We start from the raw sequence: 17,221 nt of genomic DNA, 5'->3' as shown, positions 1-17,221 counted from the left end.
AATTTTTTAAAAGCTTACTTTGTATTCCAAGCCATACCAGTCTTCAGTCTTATCATACATGTCATACTTGCGAGAGTATGTCAAATTGAAACGATTACTAATATCATACTGTCCAAAAACACTTCTGTCAAGAGCATCAAAACTAGTAGTATAGCCAATAAGGAACTTGCCGCCAATGTATTTGCTTACCAATACATTATACTGATTTCGTTCGTCTGTAGTCAAGTCTTGAGTAGTATTACGTGTGCTTTCAAAACCAATACCGCTACGAACCTTGCCCGTATAAATACGGAATTGGTCCAAGCCCAAGGTCTGCTTGATCAGCATTTCCACGTCACCTAATACCGTCATCTGCAAGCCCACAGTCATCAGGTTATTCATATCTTCGCTCGTAACTTCGTTGCTACCTGCAGTATCGCGTTGCAAGGTCAGCATGCGGACGATGGTATTTCTCTCCATAGGAGGATCACTGGTCAACTGCAAATCCATTTCTTCCACAGGACCAAGAACCTTCATGTAGATATTGTAACGACTGAAACGTGCTTTACTGGTCAAGCTGACTTCCGGCAAGAAGCTTCCCGGCGTAATCCATACCAGTTTAGCGTCTTCCAGTTTGAAATCAGTACGCAGATAGGTAATGGTACCTTTTTCCGCTTTGATATTGCCGTCAATCATAGGCCACAAGGTACTGCCTTTAATATCAAGACCGCCGGCAAGCCAAATATCATAGAGATAGCTGTTATACAAGTGGATTTTCCTACCCAGCTGTACTGACAAATCCATCCCCAGATTGCTTTCGCCTTCGCCCATTTCCGGGATGGTCGGCATATTTACCAAAACATCATCAAGGCGAACGTTACCCTTAATTAAAGGACGATATTCAATGGGCGGCGGTACATTACCGATACGTTGCTTACGGTCACGATATTTCTGCGGCACAATCTGTACATCAGCATTAATGCGACCTGTGAAAATTTGCGAAGCAAGTTCAGCATTATCTGCCTTTATCTGCAGATTATAAGCTACATCTTCCGTAGTGTGGAGCGCATAACTGCCTTGGGCGCTAAGCTTACCTTTGCCCAACTTTGTAGACAAATCACGGAGCAGAACATTATTGCCTTGGAAATCCACATCCAAATTAATGCTTTCCAAAACAGTATCCAAATCTTTAACTTTAACAGCACCGTCAGTTACCTTCAAAGAACCATACAGCAAAGGTTCTTCCAAAGTACCTGCCAAACGTACTTGTCCTTGGGTTTCACCTACGCCCCATTCCACCATCTTGGTCATTGCTGGCAGAATACCTAAACGTGCTTCGTTTAAATCCATGGTAATATTCATTTCCGCACGGGGATTGCGGCGCTGTTCTTTGGAACGGAAAATATCTAAGGGGATATCACCGGCAGCCTTGACGCCATAAGCATCTTTAGTCGCCTGCAGCTGTTCCAAATTAATATGGTCATCCTTTAAATTCAAGGATGCAGCCAAACTATCAAAACCCACTCCCGCAACGGAACCATTGGCAACAGTTAAAGCGCCTTCACCGGCAGGATTAGCGAAAGTGCCGCCCAGTGTTACCAGCATATCCATTTCACCGCTAACTGCCGGAGGGTTCTTCATTACTGCTGTAGCAATGGCAGGATTTGCTTTAGCTGCTTCCATGCGCACGTCAAGCTGCTTTTGTAGCAAGTCAACGCTACCTGCTACAGTAATAAGGCCGCGATCTTCTACGCCTTCCTGTTCCTGTAGCTTTACATCATCAAAGTAGAGCACGCCCTTCTTTAAACTACCGTTAAAAATAGCATGAGCATAGGACAGGTTATGTACCTTTACATCATCCGCCTGTACCTTAATAATAATGCCACTGCCTTTGCCTTGAGGATTAATATCTAATTGTCCCTGCAGAACGCCATTGATATCATAATCCTGCTTAGACATACGCAGCAAACCGCCGACATCGCCCCAAACCATCATAACTTTGCCCTGCAGTGTACGCTGAACAAAGTCTAGGTTCAAGTCCGCGCCATACATGCCATATTCCAAAGGATCATCGCGATAAGGCTGTTTAAAAGTAACTTGCAAGAAGTTCTTCTCCTTAGCGTTACTAGTCAAAGTACCCTTCAGTTCCGTCAGCGCTTCGCCATTAATATAAATTTTTTCGCTGTTAATATCACCATCAAAGGTTGGCGTGGTCAAAGTACCGCCCAAATGGCCAGATGCATTCAACCGACCTTCCAAGTTCACTGTTTCATCTTTAATAGGCAGATGTGCCAAGTCAACATTTTGAGCTTCCATGGAAAAATCCAAACGCTTATCGGCAGTCATAACACCGTTGAGTTTAATGCTGGCGATAAACGCACTGATGAGGAAATCCTGCAGTTCCAGCCGACCATTTTCATAAATATAACGACCATCTACACGGTTGAAAAGCTGCTTCACAGCACTACCATCAGAAGCATGTACTTCGCCATAAACATGAAGTTTGTCAGGAGTACCGCGCACTTGTACTACGTTATCCACGTTACCCGTTACTTGGGCATCGCCGGTAACAAGACGCATTAAAGGCTCGATACGGACGCCATAAGTTTCTAACGCCAAGTCAAGGTAAGGCTGTTCGCCCCGCAAATCCACACTACCGTTAAGGATATGCTGTCCCTGCTCCATTTGTGCCGTAAAATCTTTGACGTCCAACAAATTATCTTTGAGGCTGATATAGCCATGTGCTTCCTTGATTTGCTGCTGCATAATAGTAGCATTGCTTAACTGCACAATACCTGCAAATTCAGGAGCAGTAATCGTACAGCCAATAGCAAAGCCGGTGGAACAAAAACCGCTGCCTTCCTGCCCCGCCAAATCTAAAACAGGGTTAATAGGGAAGTCCGTCATCCGGCCTTTTAAGTCCACAGCCCCATTTTTAGCAACAGTACCACTTGCTAAAAGCAATCCTCTTTCACCGGCAGCAGCACTAAAATGATCAATCTTTAAGCCATCACCATTGACAGAGCCATCTAAAGCCAATTTACTAATGCTCAGATTGCGCCAATTAATGTCTGCAGCATCGGTAGCAGCATGTACTTTGATGCTTTCCTCACCAACTGCAGCTAATACTGCCAATTTACCGCTAACTGTAACCGCATCCATAGGACGTTCTACAGGCGTATGCGTTACATGCTGCACATCCAAATCAGCCAACAAGTTTTTCTCATCTACGTCATAAGTAGCATTGAGGACAATGTCCCCACCGCCATAAGCAACTGTAGCCTTCTCTAAAACAATTTCTTTTTTACTGCCATGGAAAGGTACCCGCAGCTTGCCGACTTTGTACCCTGCATACTCCAACTTAGCAGCAGTCAGTACGCCTTCGCCCTTAGGCAAATCACTATCGCGCAAATCTGCAGCACAATCCAACTGCAGCAACTGTCCGTCCACTGCGATTTGCAAACTCTTAGTAGTAAGCAGATTATCGGCAGCTTTAACAAGACCATCCAGTTTCAAACTGTGTAGCTCACCATTGGCAGCCATTTTACCCTGCAAAGAAGCTAAAGCTACTTCACCGGAAAAACTGCGCTTATCCTTTTCGTTAATATAAAGCACAGCGTATTTACCTAACCCGCCCTGCAGCTCTTCTACCTTGCCAAAATGCTTGGCTAATGCTGCGTAGGGTGCTAGCGCTAATTTATCACCCTTAATTTCCAGACGTCCTTCGCCTTTAGTAGTCATCAAACCTGTTACCTGCATGCGGTCGCTATTACTTTCCGCCTGCAAATCTACAGCAAATTTAGGATTTGCTCCACCGTCAACAGTACCCTTGATGCCAAGCTCCCACTGTCCCTGAGGTGTAATCACAGCTACAGAACCTTGGCTGATTTCCAGCAAGCCATAAAAAGGAGTTTCATCCGAATCAGAAGGCTTCAGCAGATTCTGCATATTCCACTGCTCTTTTGCGTCCATTACCAAATACGCCTTAGGGCGCATCAACTCCACTTTGCTGATAGCGGCAGCGCCTTTATTAAAGGCGCGCCAAGGACGAAAGTGCACAATAGTCCTAGGAAGTTCTGCCACCTTAGCACCTTTGGCATCTTTGACAACAATATTATCTATTTCCGCCTGCAAACCACCATCCCAAGTAAGGTCGCCAATGGTTATACTGCCATTGATCATTTGGGATGCCACCTGCTCTGCCACCGGCAGCATCTGCCGAATATAGGGAGGCATGACGGAGTTTACTAAAAATATATAGCCTGCACTAAGCAGTACAATTAAAAAGCCTATGAACCTAAAATACTTTTTCATATACATCACCATTATAAGTCTAACAGGCTTCTGTGACAAAAGCATGTCAAAAAGCCGAAATAATTTATAAGTAACCATGTATTATTTCGACATAAGTAGCAATCCTCCTGTTTATACGGCAGAAATTTATGTTCTGTTTTACGCAAAAAGAGACTGAGACACATATTGTCATGTTGCCATATCCCGACTCACGTGCGATTTCTTAACGCTCATTTCGTGCAGAATCACAACGAAGACTCGCGGCCGATCTTGTTCGCAAAACAATTTGCTATTCGGTTCGCTTCACTTCTGTGATTCTAAGCACTCATGAGCTAAAATCGCAATGATTCGTCTAGGGATATGGCAACGATGACTAGCTTTGTCCCAGCCTCTTTATAGAGGTTTCTATTTAATTTTACTTATTCTTCTTCAGCTTTTTCATTAACAGCCTTTTCTGCTTCCGCCAGTTTGGGCTCTACAGTAACAGCTGTGGGGAACTGCATAGGTACACCAATAGCAGTTTCCAAATCAGTCATGCAGGTCTTGTAATCATACAAAGCTTGCAGATAGTTGGTTTTAGCATCAGTCAGAGCAACTTGCGCATCCAATACGTCGGTGTTAGTACCAACGCCGTTCATATAGCGCAGTTTGGCAATGCGGTAATCTTCTTCCGCTTGTTCCACAGTAGTTTGGGTAGTATGAATGCGTTTTTCTGCTTCACGCAGACCCAAATAGTTAGAGCGTACATCCAAATTAACTGCGTCCACAGTGTCGCGATATGTTTCTTCAGCCTTAGCCAAATCAGCTTGAGCACCATGAATTTTGCTCAAAGTTACACCGGAGTCGAAAACGTTGAAGTTAACGCTTACACCTACGCCCCAGTTGCCGTTTTCATCACCGGGCCAGTTACTATCGCTCCATGCTTGGCTGGCAGTAGCTGCCACTTGGGGCATATGCCCGCTGCGGGCAACCATCAGCGCGCCTTTAGCAGCTTCCACGCCTTGGCGTGCCTGCTCCAGTTCCGGACGGTTCTTAGCAGCATAATCAAGGCAATAAGCCATATCGTTTTCGTAAGGAACATAGTCCAGAATATTATCTAATTTCAAAGTGGTGTCCATGGGCAGACCCACGATACGGTTCAAATTAGCTTCGGAAATTTGGTAAGCATTTTCTGCTTGAATCAGGCTTTGCTTAGCATTTGCCAGTTCTACTTGGCTGCGCAGTACGTCAACCTTAGCAACTACGCCAACTTCGTATTGCGCCTCTACATTTTTCAAATGATCTGCCAAACGCTCTACGGACTCGCGACCTAATTTCTGCAGATTATCTGCTTGCAGCATGGTGCAATAACCATTGGTAACGGTGGAACGCATGGTATTATAAGCTAATTGCTTGCCTTCCAAAGTTGCCTTATAGTTGGCTTTTGCCTGACGGGTTGCGCCGCGCAGCTTACCACCGGTGTAGATGGGCAGAGAAGCGGTAATAGCATTAGTGTGGCTATTGCCAATCTGCTTGCCAGTATTTACAGTTACCAAATCAATATTACCACCATTTTTTACAATGGTAGTAGCATAACGATCATCATCATAACCACCACGCTGGGTTACGTGTTGAGCGTTAATGCTGAACAAATGGCTGCTGCGGGCAGCATCCAAGGTTGCTTTAGCAGATTTTACTTCATAGCCTGCAATGGAAATAGCAGGATTAGTATTGAAAGCACGGGTCATAGCGTCCTGCAGGTTCAACTCTACAGTTTCACCGGCAAAAGCAGATTGGCACAAAGCCATGGTCATTGCTGCAGAAAGCGCCAGCAATCTCTTACTTAATTTATTTCTATTCATCAGGGAACCTCCTATCACGCCCATCTGACTGGTCAGTCAGCATATATAAAATTATATTTTTTCCATCGGCAAATGTCAAATGAAAAATTTATGAAATCAGAAATAAGTTCTTACACCCATATAGGTGTCGCGCTTGGTTCCACCCAAATCCATGGTTTCGCCGTACAGAGAAAAGCTATCAGTCAAACGCAGTTCGCCACCCAAACGCACTTTAGCGTCATCGAAATCATACAGTTGCGAATACAGCTTAAAGTCTTTACTTAAATCGTAGCTCAAACCTACGCCGAATTCCCCCTGCATAGCGCCCATGCCTACAGCAGCATTACCCATTTTGCGTCCCATAATGAAATCAAACTTATTGGCTTCGCCAATATCGTAGCCGCCCATATAAAGGAAAGCGTTATCACTGGGACTCAAAGTTACGCCTAAACTGCCGCGCCAGTCGCCGCCTTCGCCGGCATAACCTACGTCTGCGGAAATCTTTGCTTCCGTCAGCGTACCCATAATTTTATTGGCACGCGCGCTGGCTTCTTTCACATTCACCAAGGTTTCCTTCAAGGAATCTTTGGTCACAGGGTCCTGGGCCACAGTTTCCAATACCTGCACAATATTTTCCATACGTTGGCTGGTATCCGCTAAGTTTTTCACAATAGCCGCCATATTACGCCCTGTTTCACCATTATTATCAACACCTGCAACAAGGCTTTCTATATGCGCAGAAGTTGCTGCCATTCTTTGGCTCAGCATGTTGATATTCTGCACCATTTGGCTAATATCCTGCTGATTGGTAACTGCCACGTCGGCCATAACCTTGGTAAAGGTATTCATATTTTCCGTAATGGCCTGCATATTCTTGAAGCCTTCCTTCATGGACTGCTGCACTTCTTTATCGCCAAAGACATTTTCAAAAGCACTGGCAATATTTTCCATGCGTTCCACCAAATCACCGGAGTTAGCAAAGAATTCATCCATGCCGCCACCGGGAACGCCATGAATAGTGCTGCCCTCGCTAATAAAGCCTTGCCCGGGCTTCTTCGGCGGCACGACATTCACGTATTTTTCTCCCATGATACCGTCAGCAGCAATGCTGAAAACAGCACCTGTGGGAATCTTAATATTATCGTCTATTTCTGCAATAACCTCAACCTTATCGGGAGAGACGTTAAGTTTCTTAACCGTACCAACCTGCACACCTGCGTAACGCACTACATGACCGGGCATCAAACCGCTTACCTGAGGATACTCTACCCGCAGTTCGTAACCCTTTTTGCCAAAGGAAAACGCTCCCATAAAGGTGATGATGCCTGCCAGCACCACAGCGCCGCCTAAAGCAAAAGCGCCTACCTTAACTTCACTGTTTCCCATCTGCATCCTCCTCTTTCCACTCCAAGCCGTTTACGAAAGCGTGCACGACCGGATTTGTGCTATTCCTGATTTCGTCCGGTGTCCCCACTTGGACGATTTTTCCTTTATACAACATGGCAATCCTGTCAGCAGCGTAATAAGCACTGTCCATATCATGAGTTACCAAAACTGATGTCACACCCAGCTGCTGCTGAGTCTTGCGAATCAGTCTGCTGATATTCATCGTCATTACCGGATCAAGTCCGGAAGTAGGCTCGTCATAAAAGACTATGGCAGGCTGCATAGCTAACGCCCTTGCCAAGCCAACTCTTTTCTTCATACCGCCGGAAAGCTCCGCAGGCAGCATCGCCTGTGTTCCCGGCATACCTACTAAATCTAAAAGCACTGCCACTCTGCGTTGGATTTCTTCCTCCGCCAGTTGAAAGTGACGTCTTAAACCAAAGGCTACGTTTTCCCCTACAGTTAAAAAGTCAAAGAGAGCAGAATATTGGAAAACTACGCCCATCCTGCTGCGCAAGGTATCCCATTCTTCTTCACTGTAGGTGCTGGTCTCCTTGCCGCCAATGATTACACTGCCATCATTGGGAGCCAAAAGCCCGGTCAACACCTTAATTACCGTGCTCTTACCTGTACCGGAAGGCCCGATAATCGCCAAAGTTTCACCTTTATATACATCCAAATCTAAATCATCTAGGACCACTTTGCTGCCAAAGGCTATTTTCAGTTGGCGTATTTTAATCATCGTTTCTGTATTCATCACGCCAACTCCTTACACATAAATAAGAATGGACAAAAAGTAATTAAAAATAAAAATCAGAATAATGGACAACACTACGGAAGCAGTAGTTGCCAGGCCAACGCCTTCCGCACCATTAGGAGCATTCAAGCCCTTGTAGCAACCTACGATAGAGATAATGGCGCCAAAAACGCAGCTCTTCAGCATACCGCCAAAAACATCGTAGAACTCTGCCAAGGTACGGATGGAATTTTCATAAGTAAATGTACCAATGCCTGCGTAGTAGTGGGCAACAACCCAACCACCGATATTGCCAATAAGATTAGCGAACACCACTAGTACCGGCATCATCAACACTACCGCAATAAAGCGCGGCACAACAAGATAGCTGATAGGATTGGCTGCCATTACCCTTAGTGCGTCGATCTGCTCCGTAACCTTCATGGTTCCCAGCTCCGCAGCAATGGCCGCGCCAATGCGCCCTGCCACAACTACGCCTACCAAAACAGGCACCAGTTCACGGGCCATAGCAATGGCCACAATACCGCCAACTGTGGAGGCAGCGCCTAGACGGACAAACTCCTTGGCAGTCTGCACGGAGAAAACCATACCTGTGCAAAGGATAGTCATCAAAACAATGGGCAGAGAATCTGCACCCAAAAGCGCCATCTGGCGCACAACTTCCTTCAGGTCTGCGTCTTTGAGGCGCTTCAGCGTCCCCAAGAACAGCAGTGTCATTCTGCCGCTAGCAGCGCAAAATAACATTATTTGTTTGCCTATTGCTGCACAAATCGACTTTAACATAGTAAGCATCCTTTTCTATCTTGCTATTTTTATTATAGCCTAAAAATATGGCATACTTGTGGCAAAAGCAATTATTTTTCCACAGTCAAAACTATTTCGCTTTCACCATCAATAATAAAATCAAAGGGATATTTCTGTTTGAAAGGAGAACCTTGCAGCAAGCCAATCAAACCTGCATCATTTTGTTCGCCGGCAGGAGCCATATTAGGCTGCGCCAAATCCACGACGATTTCGTTATTCTTATCAGCGTTATTTACGCTCTTAATATAATCCTGCAAAGTGCGGCGGACTTCCTTCTTCTTAGCTTCCGGAGCGCCTTCCTGCTGCTGTTTACGCAGCAGCTCGACAACCCACGCCATGCTGCTGCCACCGCGTACACTAAGAGGTAGCTTGCCGCCTACATGATCTTTGGGAACCTTGAAGTAAACCGTACGGGTAAATTCCTGCCCGCGGAAAGGTTTCAAAGTAACGTCAATGGCTACCTTTTCGCCGGGTTTTACTTTGCGGTTCAAAGTTTTTACGGACTGAATTTCTGCCACTTGGGCTTCATCGCTTACCTGTGCTTCCACAGTAACGCCATAAAGCTGTACCGCATCAAACTTATTCCGCATCAAAGTGGACAGTGCTTCCGTCATTTCCCCAGTCACATTCTTCAATAAAGCGTCACCGGAATAATACATATTCTCGCGATCAATTAGGATATTTCCTTTTTTGCCGTCCACACCGGTAATCATAAAACGCAGCTTGGCAGTACCACCGCCACCACGGTCAACGGACTTGCTCAAACCATTGGCAACTACAGCATCTACGATGGCAGGCAAAAGTTTTTCGTCTTCTGCCACACGCACACGCAAACTGCAACCACGCCCACGTCCCAAATCATTCACATTAACAAAGACAGGAACGGAACTAGGCAACTTGCCTTCCACACCACCGATACCGCTGCTGCGGTCCTGGGTAAAGCTGCCCACAGCTTCGCCTAAATTGCCAACTTTATAGCCGCTCTGCAGATTGGGGACAACGCCCAACACCCAGGCTTTAGTCATATAAAAATTACTATCGCCTCTCTGCATGAAGGGATGACCAAAAGCCAGCACATGACCTGCATCATCGGTCCAAGTAACTGTGCCCAAAGCGCCCAAAGTCATATCGCCCTGCATCAAGGACGCACCTACGGCGCTGCCTGCTTCTAAAGCTTTAGTTGAAGTTTGACCTGTACTGCCGCCGCTGACAGCATCCAGGCCCAAGGGCTGCAGTTTCTCCTGCAAGTAAGCTAAACCGGCTTCCGTAAAACCACCAGCCTGCAAAGCAGTACCTTTAGGAATCCAATCGGAGGGAGTGTTGAAAGGCTCGTCTACCAAAGGCAGCATCCTGCCAATGGGAGTTAGGAAACAATAGTTAGGATCGTTAAAGACCTTGCCAAAAGCTACTGCGCCTACCAAACGGCCATCCACATAAACAGGACTACCACTCATACCTTGAGCAACACCACCTGTTTTATCAATCAAATCACCATATAAACGCACAAAAATACTGTAACCGGTGGCTTCGTTACCGCTAACGCCTAAAATCTCTACGTTAAATTCTTCGATAGTATCGCCACTGATAACAGTTTTGCCTATGCCTTGCATCCCCGGTTTAATATCACGGACAGGCATCAAGGGTACGTTCGCCGCTGCCATTACCATTTGACAGCACAGAAGGAATGTTAAAAGTAAAATCTTCATTAATTGCTCCTACACGCCCTTGTTCAAGGGCTAATATTTCAATACCGGCGTGGAAATCACGCCGGCACATGTTGCTGACTAACTAGTCTACTATTAAATTAATTATACAGCCTGCCTTATCATTTGACAAGTTAAGAAACTGTGTATTATTGCGCTACAAGCCCCAAGCCAATGCTTACGAGACGTTCCCTGCCATCGGAAGGTTTGTTGACCACCTTGCCATTGATAGCCATTACGCTGCTGCCGCCGCCATCAAAATTTACTGCTTCTTGCGCACCTAGACGCAGCATATAGGTTGCCAGCTCCTGCAGCGTCATCCCAGCGGAGTTATTGCTACGCCCGTCCACAACTACTAAGAGCAGACTGCCATCCTTCTTGATACCTACGGCAGTACGGGGAGCACGGCCTCTGGCAATATCATTGGCAATCGCTTCTTCCTGCACCCGTACATTAACACGTCCATGCTCTACTAAAAGCGGTCCGCCGCTAACCACGGTCTCCGCAGCATCCGCAGCACTATTGCCTAAAGTTTCCTGCAAAGCAACTCTGTCACCAACGTGCAATTTCAACAAGGCATCTTTGTTAGTACCATGACCGCTGACAATAATGCTATTGGCAGCAATGACCATATTGCCTTTCGTAGAAACATCTGTTACGCGGTTGTTAATAAGCTTAACTTCACAGCCCCATTGGTTAGTTTTAGTAGTGGGAGCAAAATGATGATTGTACAGCACTAAATCTTCGGCAACACGCAGACGGTTCATGCCTTTAATGTGCAGTTTCCTGCCACCATTGATGGTCAGCGTACCTGTATAGGCAATATCCTTCACGATATCCGGCTCACCATCTTTAATGACAAGACCGCTGCGCGGCTGCTCATCCATGGCCAGCAGTTCCCCATCCTTCTTTACATTACCGATAACCCAGCCATCCGTATCGAAGTAGGAAGCATTAATAGCAGCCAGCATTTTTTTTGCAGCAGCCTGTCTAGAAACTAAGCCCCTGCCATTATACGCGCCCGCTGCAGAAAAAGGTTGCAGTTTGTACTTGGCTTTCGGAGCAACACTTACTACGTACGCTTGAATCTGCCTGCCGTTCATTTCGTCCTGCGCGTAAGTATAAGTCACGCCCTTGGCGAGTTCCCTGCTCTGCTTAATAATATTAATGCGGAAAATATCTACTACCAGACGATGAGGATTAGGTAAAGCATATACTTTATATTGGCAGTCCTTTTTTAAGTCAATAATAAGTTTAGCTGCTTTATTGCCTACGGGAACTAAGCGCACGCTCTTAACTGCAGCATCCTTTAAAGGTGCCTGCTGTTTAACAGCCGTACTTTCAGGCAGTTCCACTTCCAGTTGTAAATTATCCTTATCCACCTTGTAGGCGATGGGCTCTTTGCTATCAAGCACCACCCGCACCCTAGCCGGACTTACGCTGGTTCGCAGCTTTTCCACAGGCGCAGCGCTGGCTACTGATACCATTGCCAACATGGCCATCGCAACACCTACAATGAGTTTCCTCATACTATGCAACCTCCATGTTTCACGCGAAAAAGAGACCGTGACAGTGGTCAACACATCATATTCCCAGACGAATCATTGCGAACTTAGCTCATGAGTGCCTAGAATCACCGAAGTGAAGCGAACAGCAGCTTATTCTATGAACAAGCTCGGCCGCGAATCTTCGCTGTGATTCTGCACGAAATGAGCGTTAAGAAATCGCATGTGAGGCGGGAATAGATATATTGACGAACTTCGTCACAGCCTCTCAAATTTACTTACATATCTAAATTAGAAACAGTATAAACAGTTCCTGGATGCAGCTTGTCTAAGTTTTCCAGTGCTTTACCGGTGCCTAAAGCCACACACTCCAAGGGATTATCAGCAATATGAGTGGTAATACCGGTTTCGCGCTGCATAACTTCTGCCAAACCGTCCAGCATTGCGCCACCACCAGTCAGATAGATACCATTATCCACGATATCTGCAGCCAGTTCCGGCGGGCATTTTTCCAATACTTGGCGCACAGTAGCGATCAAAGAAGCAATTGCATCCTCCAAAGCAGTACGGCAGTCATCGCTGCTAACTTCAAAAGTTTTCGGCAGACCTGTCACCATATCGCGACCGCGTACAGTAATGCTTTCGTTTCTGCCATCAGGTGCTACAGTAGCAACCTTGATTTTGATTTCTTCCGCAGTACGCTCGCCAATCAAAACATTGTGTACTTTTTTTACATGACGGACAATAGCTTCATCAAAATGGTCGCCACCAATGCGGATAGAAGAATCAACTACAATACCGCCCAAGCTGAGGACAGCAATATCGGTAGTACCGCCACCGATATCCACAACCATGTTGCCACGCGGTACAGAAATATCAATACCTGCACCTAAAGCCGCAGCTAAAGGTTCTTCAATCAAATAAGTTTTAGAAGCACCGCCTTGAGTAGTAGCTTCCATAACGGCACGCTTCTCTACGGAAGTAATACCGATGGGCACACAGGTCATAACACGGGGCTTGAAGAACAAGCTCTTGCCTGCTACCTTTTCAATTACGTAAGCCAACAATTTTTGGGTTACGGTATAGTTAGCAATAACGCCCTCTTTTAAAGGACGGATTGCCACAATGCTTCCGGGAGCACGCCCCAACATTTCGCGAGCATCCTCGCCCACTGCCAACACTTTGTTGTGCACTTTGTCAATAGCCACAACACTGGGCTCCTTCAGCACCACGCCCTTGCCCTTAACGAACACAAGGATATTGGCGGTGCCCAAATCAATACCTATATCCATACTTTTAAACATAATCTGTCTCCTCTTTTTCGTAAAGCCAATGGATTAGTCTACATCAATACGCTCAATTACAGCGCCCAAGCCACGCAGCTTGTCCACAATATGCTCATAACCGCGGTCGATATGGTGCAAATCACCAATACGGGTAGTGCCTTCTGCCACCAACCCAGCTAAAATCATAGCAGCACCGGCGCGCAAGTCTGTGGCACGTACATCGCAGCCTGTCAACTTGCTGGGACCTTCAATCACAGCACTTCTACCTTCAGTGGTAATATCAGCGCCCATGCGGTTTAACTCAACCACATGCATAAAGCGGTTCTCAAAAACAGTTTCCGTCACCTTGCTACGGCCTTCAGCAATAACCATCATGGCCATCATCTGCGCCTGCATATCCGTGGGGAACCCGGGATAAGGCAAAGTTTTAATGGACACAGCCTTCAAAGGCAGCCTGCCCACCACACGTACCTTGTCGATATCTTCCTCAACCAAAGCGCCTGCCTCACGCAGTTTAGCAATCAAAGGCTTTTGGTGTTCAGGCAGCACGTTTTCTACAATGACGTCGCCACCGGTCATAGCAGCTGCAATCATATAGGTACCTGCTTCAATGCGGTCGGGAATAATGGTATAGTCGGCGCCATGAAGTTCCTTCACACCTTCAATACGGATGGTGTCCGTACCTGCACCGCGAATCTTGGCACCCATCTTATTCAGATAGTTGGCAAGGTCGACTATTTCCGGTTCTTCCGCTGCATTTTCGACAATAGTAACCCCTTCAGCTAAAGATGCTGCCATCAAAATATTTTCGGTAGCACCTACGCTGGGGAAATCAAAATAAATATTGGTACCCTTCAAACCGTTGGGAGCAGTAGCATCAATGTAACCATGACCTTGTTCAATCTTCACACCCAAAGCTTCAAAAGCTTTCAAATGGATATCGATGGGGCGGGCGCCGATAGCGCAGCCACCGGGCATGGAAATGCGGGCTCTGCCCATACGCGCCAGCAAAGGGCCCATAACCAAGAAAGAAGCACGCATGGTACGTACCAATTCGTAAGGAGCCTCACAAGAGGTAATCTCTCTGCTATCTATATCAAGCACATTAGGCTCAGGGCAATTTACCTTCATCCCTAAGCGACGCAAAACTTCACTTATAGTATGCACATCTTCCAACATAGGCACTTCGTCCAAATGGCTAGGCGTGGTCCCCAAGATAGAAGCAGCAATAATCGGCAATACAGCATTTTTAGCACCGCTTGTTTTAACAGTACCCTGCAAGCGGTTGCCGCCTTTTACAACTAACTTTTCCAAAATAGTCCTCCTACACGAGCATAACTGGGAATAAAAATTATCGTAAATTATATTTTATCATCATTACCGGAACTTTTTCAATACTTACACACAGAAAAAGCCGGCAGTTGATTCCGGCTTAGTAGTTGATGCGCTGGCGGTCTGCAAGGATATTGTAGTATGTTTCTTTTTCCATCAGTTCGCGACGGATGGCTTTCTTGGCATCTTCATCAGTGCATGCTGCCAAGCGCTCCCGCAAAAAAGCAATATCCTGCTTGAGCATCAGCATCTTGTTGCCCGCTAGGCTTTCAGCAATATCAGTCATCTTACAGTCCTCCTTTTCCATATATAGGATACTATAAACACAACCATTCTGCAAGAATATTATTAAGGAAAAATTGTAAAAAAGAGGTCGGAGTTATTCCGACCTCTGAGAAATTATTTTCTTTATGCTTCAGCTTCAGCAGCGTTAGCAGCTTCTTCTTCCGCTACAGACTGCTGTACCAAGTACAGTTTTTCTTCTGCAGAAAGAATATGGCCATATTTGACCAGTTGGTTGATTTCTTCCTCATCCAAGGTTTCTTTTTCCATCAACGCTTGAGCGATAACATGCAGCTTATCAATGTTTTCGCTTAACAGCTTTTCAGTAGCAGCGTAAGCATCTTCCAAGAAAGCACGTACTTCCTTATCGATTTCCGCAGCAACCTCTTCACTGTAGTCTTTATCGCGAGCAATATCGCGACCTAAGAAAACTTGGTCTTGACGATGACCAAAGGTTACAGGGCCGATGTTTTCGCTCATACCGTATTCGCAAATCATTTGACGTGCCAATTGGGTAGCACGCTGCAGATCGTTGCTGGCACCACTAGAAATTTCCTTCAGCACCAAAGCTTCCGCCACACGACCGCCTAAGAGCACCTTCAACTCGTCCAGCATTTCGCTACGGGTTGCGTAATACTTATCCTCTTTCGGCAAGCTCAGGGTATAGCCACCGGCACGGCCGCGGGGGATAATGGTAACCTTATGGACAGGATCAGTATGTTCAAGGAGCATACCTACAATGGTATGACCGCCTTCATGATATGCAGTCAGGCGTTTCTCCTTATCGCTGATAACACGGCTCTTGCGTTCAGGGCCCATGATAACGCGTTCAGCAGCTTCTTCCATTTCCGGCATGTTGATGACTTTTTTGTCCTTACGGGCAGTCAACAGTGCAGCTTCGTTGACCAAGTTGGCCAAATCAGCACCGGTAAAGCCGGGTGTACGTTGAGCGATTACGTCCAAAGAAACGTCGTTGCCAACGGGTTTGCCTTTTACATGAACACCCAAAATTTCTGTTCTGCCTTTGATGTCAGGACGGTCAACCACGATTTGACGGTCGAAACGGCCCGGACGCAGCAAAGCTGGATCTAGAATATCAGGACGGTTGGTAGCAGCAATCATGATAATGCCTTCGTTAGCACCAAAGCCATCCATTTCTACCAACAGTTGGTTCAAGGTTTGTTCGCGTTCATCATGACCGCCGCCTAAACCGGCACCACGTTGACGGCCTACAGCGTCGATTTCGTCAATGAAGACGATGCAGGGAGCGCTTTTCTTAGCCATATCAAACAAGTCGCGGACACGGGAAGCGCCTACACCAACAAACATTTCTACGAAGTCAGAACCGGAAATGCTAAAGAAAGGCACGCCTGCTTCACCGGCAACAGCTTTAGCCAACAAGGTCTTGCCTGTACCAGGAGGACCATAAAGCAGTACGCCTTTAGGAATCTTGGCACCCAAATCGTTGTACTTTTGGGGGCTCTTCAAGAATTCTACAACTTCTTCCAGTTCCTGTTTAGCTTCAGCTGCACCTGCTACATCTTTGAAGGTTACCTTCTTTTTCTCATCATCATAGCGACGGGCACGGCTCTTACCAAAGTTCATCACCTTGCCACCACCGGCACCGCCTTGGTTCATCATCATGAACCACAGGCCGACGATAATCAGCATGGGCAGCAGGCTGCTTAAAATGCTCATCCACCAAGGTGGTTGCGGGGGCAGCTCAGCTTTAATATCAACATTTTTGGCTTCTAGTTTTTCCACCAGCTTGCTGTCATTAGGAGCAACGGTAGTAAAATCTTTGCCATCCTTCAATTTACCGCTGATAACATTATCAACAATCTTTACCTGGGTAATTTCTTCAGACTGAACATGCTGCATAAAGCTGCTGTAGCTAATCTCATCAGCCTTAGGTGTTTTCTGCCCGTAGAAATCAAACATCCAGATAAGTACCATGATTACCAGCAGATAAAAAAGTACGTTCTTAAAAAATTTATTCAAGGACGTATCCTCCTTCCACTTTACGGTAATGTTTTTATTATATTATAGTAAGCAAAATCAAGCAACTATTTTG

Annotated in this window: 11 protein-coding genes; all 11 read right to left on the bottom strand. The window is 46.1% G+C overall.

The window, feature by feature from the left end; genetic code table 11:
• Positions 1 to 6: 6 nt before the first annotated feature.
• The 11 genes from ACJMM4_RS10000 to ftsH all read right to left on the bottom strand — a co-directional run bounded on the left by ACJMM4_RS10000 (position 7) and on the right by ftsH (position 17,148).
• On the bottom strand, positions 7 to 4,293 hold the full coding sequence (locus ACJMM4_RS10000) for a translocation/assembly module TamB domain-containing protein (RefSeq protein ID WP_405384278.1): 4,287 nt from the start codon (positions 4,291 to 4,293) through the stop codon (positions 7 to 9).
• A 398-nt stretch (positions 4,294 to 4,691) separates the two neighbouring features.
• On the bottom strand, positions 4,692 to 6,113 hold the full coding sequence (locus ACJMM4_RS09995) for a TolC family protein (protein WP_405384276.1): 1,422 nt from the start codon (positions 6,111 to 6,113) through the stop codon (positions 4,692 to 4,694).
• 96 nt (positions 6,114 to 6,209) lie between these two features.
• Complete coding sequence (locus tag ACJMM4_RS09990; protein WP_405380414.1) at positions 6,210 to 7,478, bottom strand: MlaD family protein; 1,269 nt, start codon at positions 7,476 to 7,478, stop codon at positions 6,210 to 6,212.
• Complete coding sequence (locus ACJMM4_RS09985) at positions 7,465 to 8,220, bottom strand: ABC transporter ATP-binding protein (protein ID WP_405380442.1); 756 nt, start codon at positions 8,218 to 8,220, stop codon at positions 7,465 to 7,467. Before ACJMM4_RS09985 ends, ACJMM4_RS09990 begins: the two co-directional genes overlap by 14 nt.
• A gap of 27 nt (positions 8,221 to 8,247) precedes the next feature.
• Entirely contained in the window at positions 8,248 to 9,018 is a 771-nt protein-coding gene (locus tag ACJMM4_RS09980) for an MlaE family ABC transporter permease (protein WP_405380412.1), read from the bottom strand.
• Positions 9,019 to 9,089: 71 nt separating this feature from the next.
• Entirely contained in the window at positions 9,090 to 10,745 is a 1,656-nt protein-coding gene (locus tag ACJMM4_RS09975) for a SpoIVB peptidase S55 domain-containing protein (protein WP_405384274.1), read from the bottom strand.
• A gap of 146 nt (positions 10,746 to 10,891) precedes the next feature.
• Positions 10,892 to 12,271 (bottom strand): phosphodiester glycosidase family protein, encoded by a 1,380-nt coding sequence (locus tag ACJMM4_RS09970; protein WP_405384272.1) that lies wholly within the window; start codon positions 12,269 to 12,271, stop codon positions 10,892 to 10,894.
• Between the two features lie 254 nt (positions 12,272 to 12,525).
• Positions 12,526 to 13,551: a rod shape-determining protein gene (locus ACJMM4_RS09965; protein WP_405384270.1), complete on the bottom strand. Its 1,026-nt coding sequence runs from the start codon at positions 13,549 to 13,551 to the stop codon at positions 12,526 to 12,528.
• Positions 13,552 to 13,584: 33 nt separating this feature from the next.
• Entirely contained in the window at positions 13,585 to 14,847 is a 1,263-nt protein-coding gene (murA, locus tag ACJMM4_RS09960) for a UDP-N-acetylglucosamine 1-carboxyvinyltransferase (protein ID WP_405380404.1), read from the bottom strand.
• A gap of 118 nt (positions 14,848 to 14,965) precedes the next feature.
• Positions 14,966 to 15,151, bottom strand: a complete 186-nt coding sequence (locus ACJMM4_RS09955; protein WP_405380402.1) for a hypothetical protein — start codon at positions 15,149 to 15,151, stop codon at positions 14,966 to 14,968.
• A gap of 122 nt (positions 15,152 to 15,273) precedes the next feature.
• Positions 15,274 to 17,148 carry an ATP-dependent zinc metalloprotease FtsH gene (ftsH, locus tag ACJMM4_RS09950; protein ID WP_405380400.1) on the bottom strand — a complete coding sequence of 625 codons (1,875 nt, stop codon included), beginning with the start codon at positions 17,146 to 17,148 and terminating at the stop codon, positions 15,274 to 15,276.
• Between the last annotated feature and the right edge of the window lie 73 nt (positions 17,149 to 17,221).

The organism is Phascolarctobacterium sp., from assembly GCF_045124115.1.
GTDB lineage: Bacteria > Bacillota > Negativicutes > Acidaminococcales > Acidaminococcaceae > Phascolarctobacterium_A.
Note: the sequence above shows the minus strand (reverse complement) of the source record. Positions and strands in the feature narration are given on the sequence as shown.

Bases quoted from the DNA above. Each gene is read 5' to 3' on its own strand.
- ACJMM4_RS09955 (WP_405380402.1), bottom strand. From the start codon at position 15,151: ATGACTGATATTGCTGAAAGCCTAGCGGGCAACAAGATGCTGATGCTC.
- ACJMM4_RS09970 (WP_405384272.1), bottom strand. From the start codon at position 12,271: ATGAGGAAACTCATTGTAGGTGTTGCGATGGCCATGTTGGCAATGGTA.
- ACJMM4_RS09995 (WP_405384276.1), bottom strand. From the start codon at position 6,113: ATGAATAGAAATAAATTAAGTAAGAGATTGCTGGCGCTTTCTGCAGCA.
- ACJMM4_RS09985 (WP_405380442.1), bottom strand. From the start codon at position 8,220: ATGATTAAAATACGCCAACTGAAAATAGCCTTTGGCAGCAAAGTGGTC.
- ACJMM4_RS09965 (WP_405384270.1), bottom strand. From the start codon at position 13,551: ATGTTTAAAAGTATGGATATAGGTATTGATTTGGGCACCGCCAATATC.
- ACJMM4_RS09990 (WP_405380414.1), bottom strand. From the start codon at position 7,478: ATGGGAAACAGTGAAGTTAAGGTAGGCGCTTTTGCTTTAGGCGGCGCT.
- ACJMM4_RS09975 (WP_405384274.1), bottom strand. From the start codon at position 10,745: ATGAAGATTTTACTTTTAACATTCCTTCTGTGCTGTCAAATGGTAATG.
- ACJMM4_RS10000 (WP_405384278.1), bottom strand. From the start codon at position 4,293: ATGAAAAAGTATTTTAGGTTCATAGGCTTTTTAATTGTACTGCTTAGT.
- ACJMM4_RS09980 (WP_405380412.1), bottom strand. From the start codon at position 9,018: ATGTTAAAGTCGATTTGTGCAGCAATAGGCAAACAAATAATGTTATTT.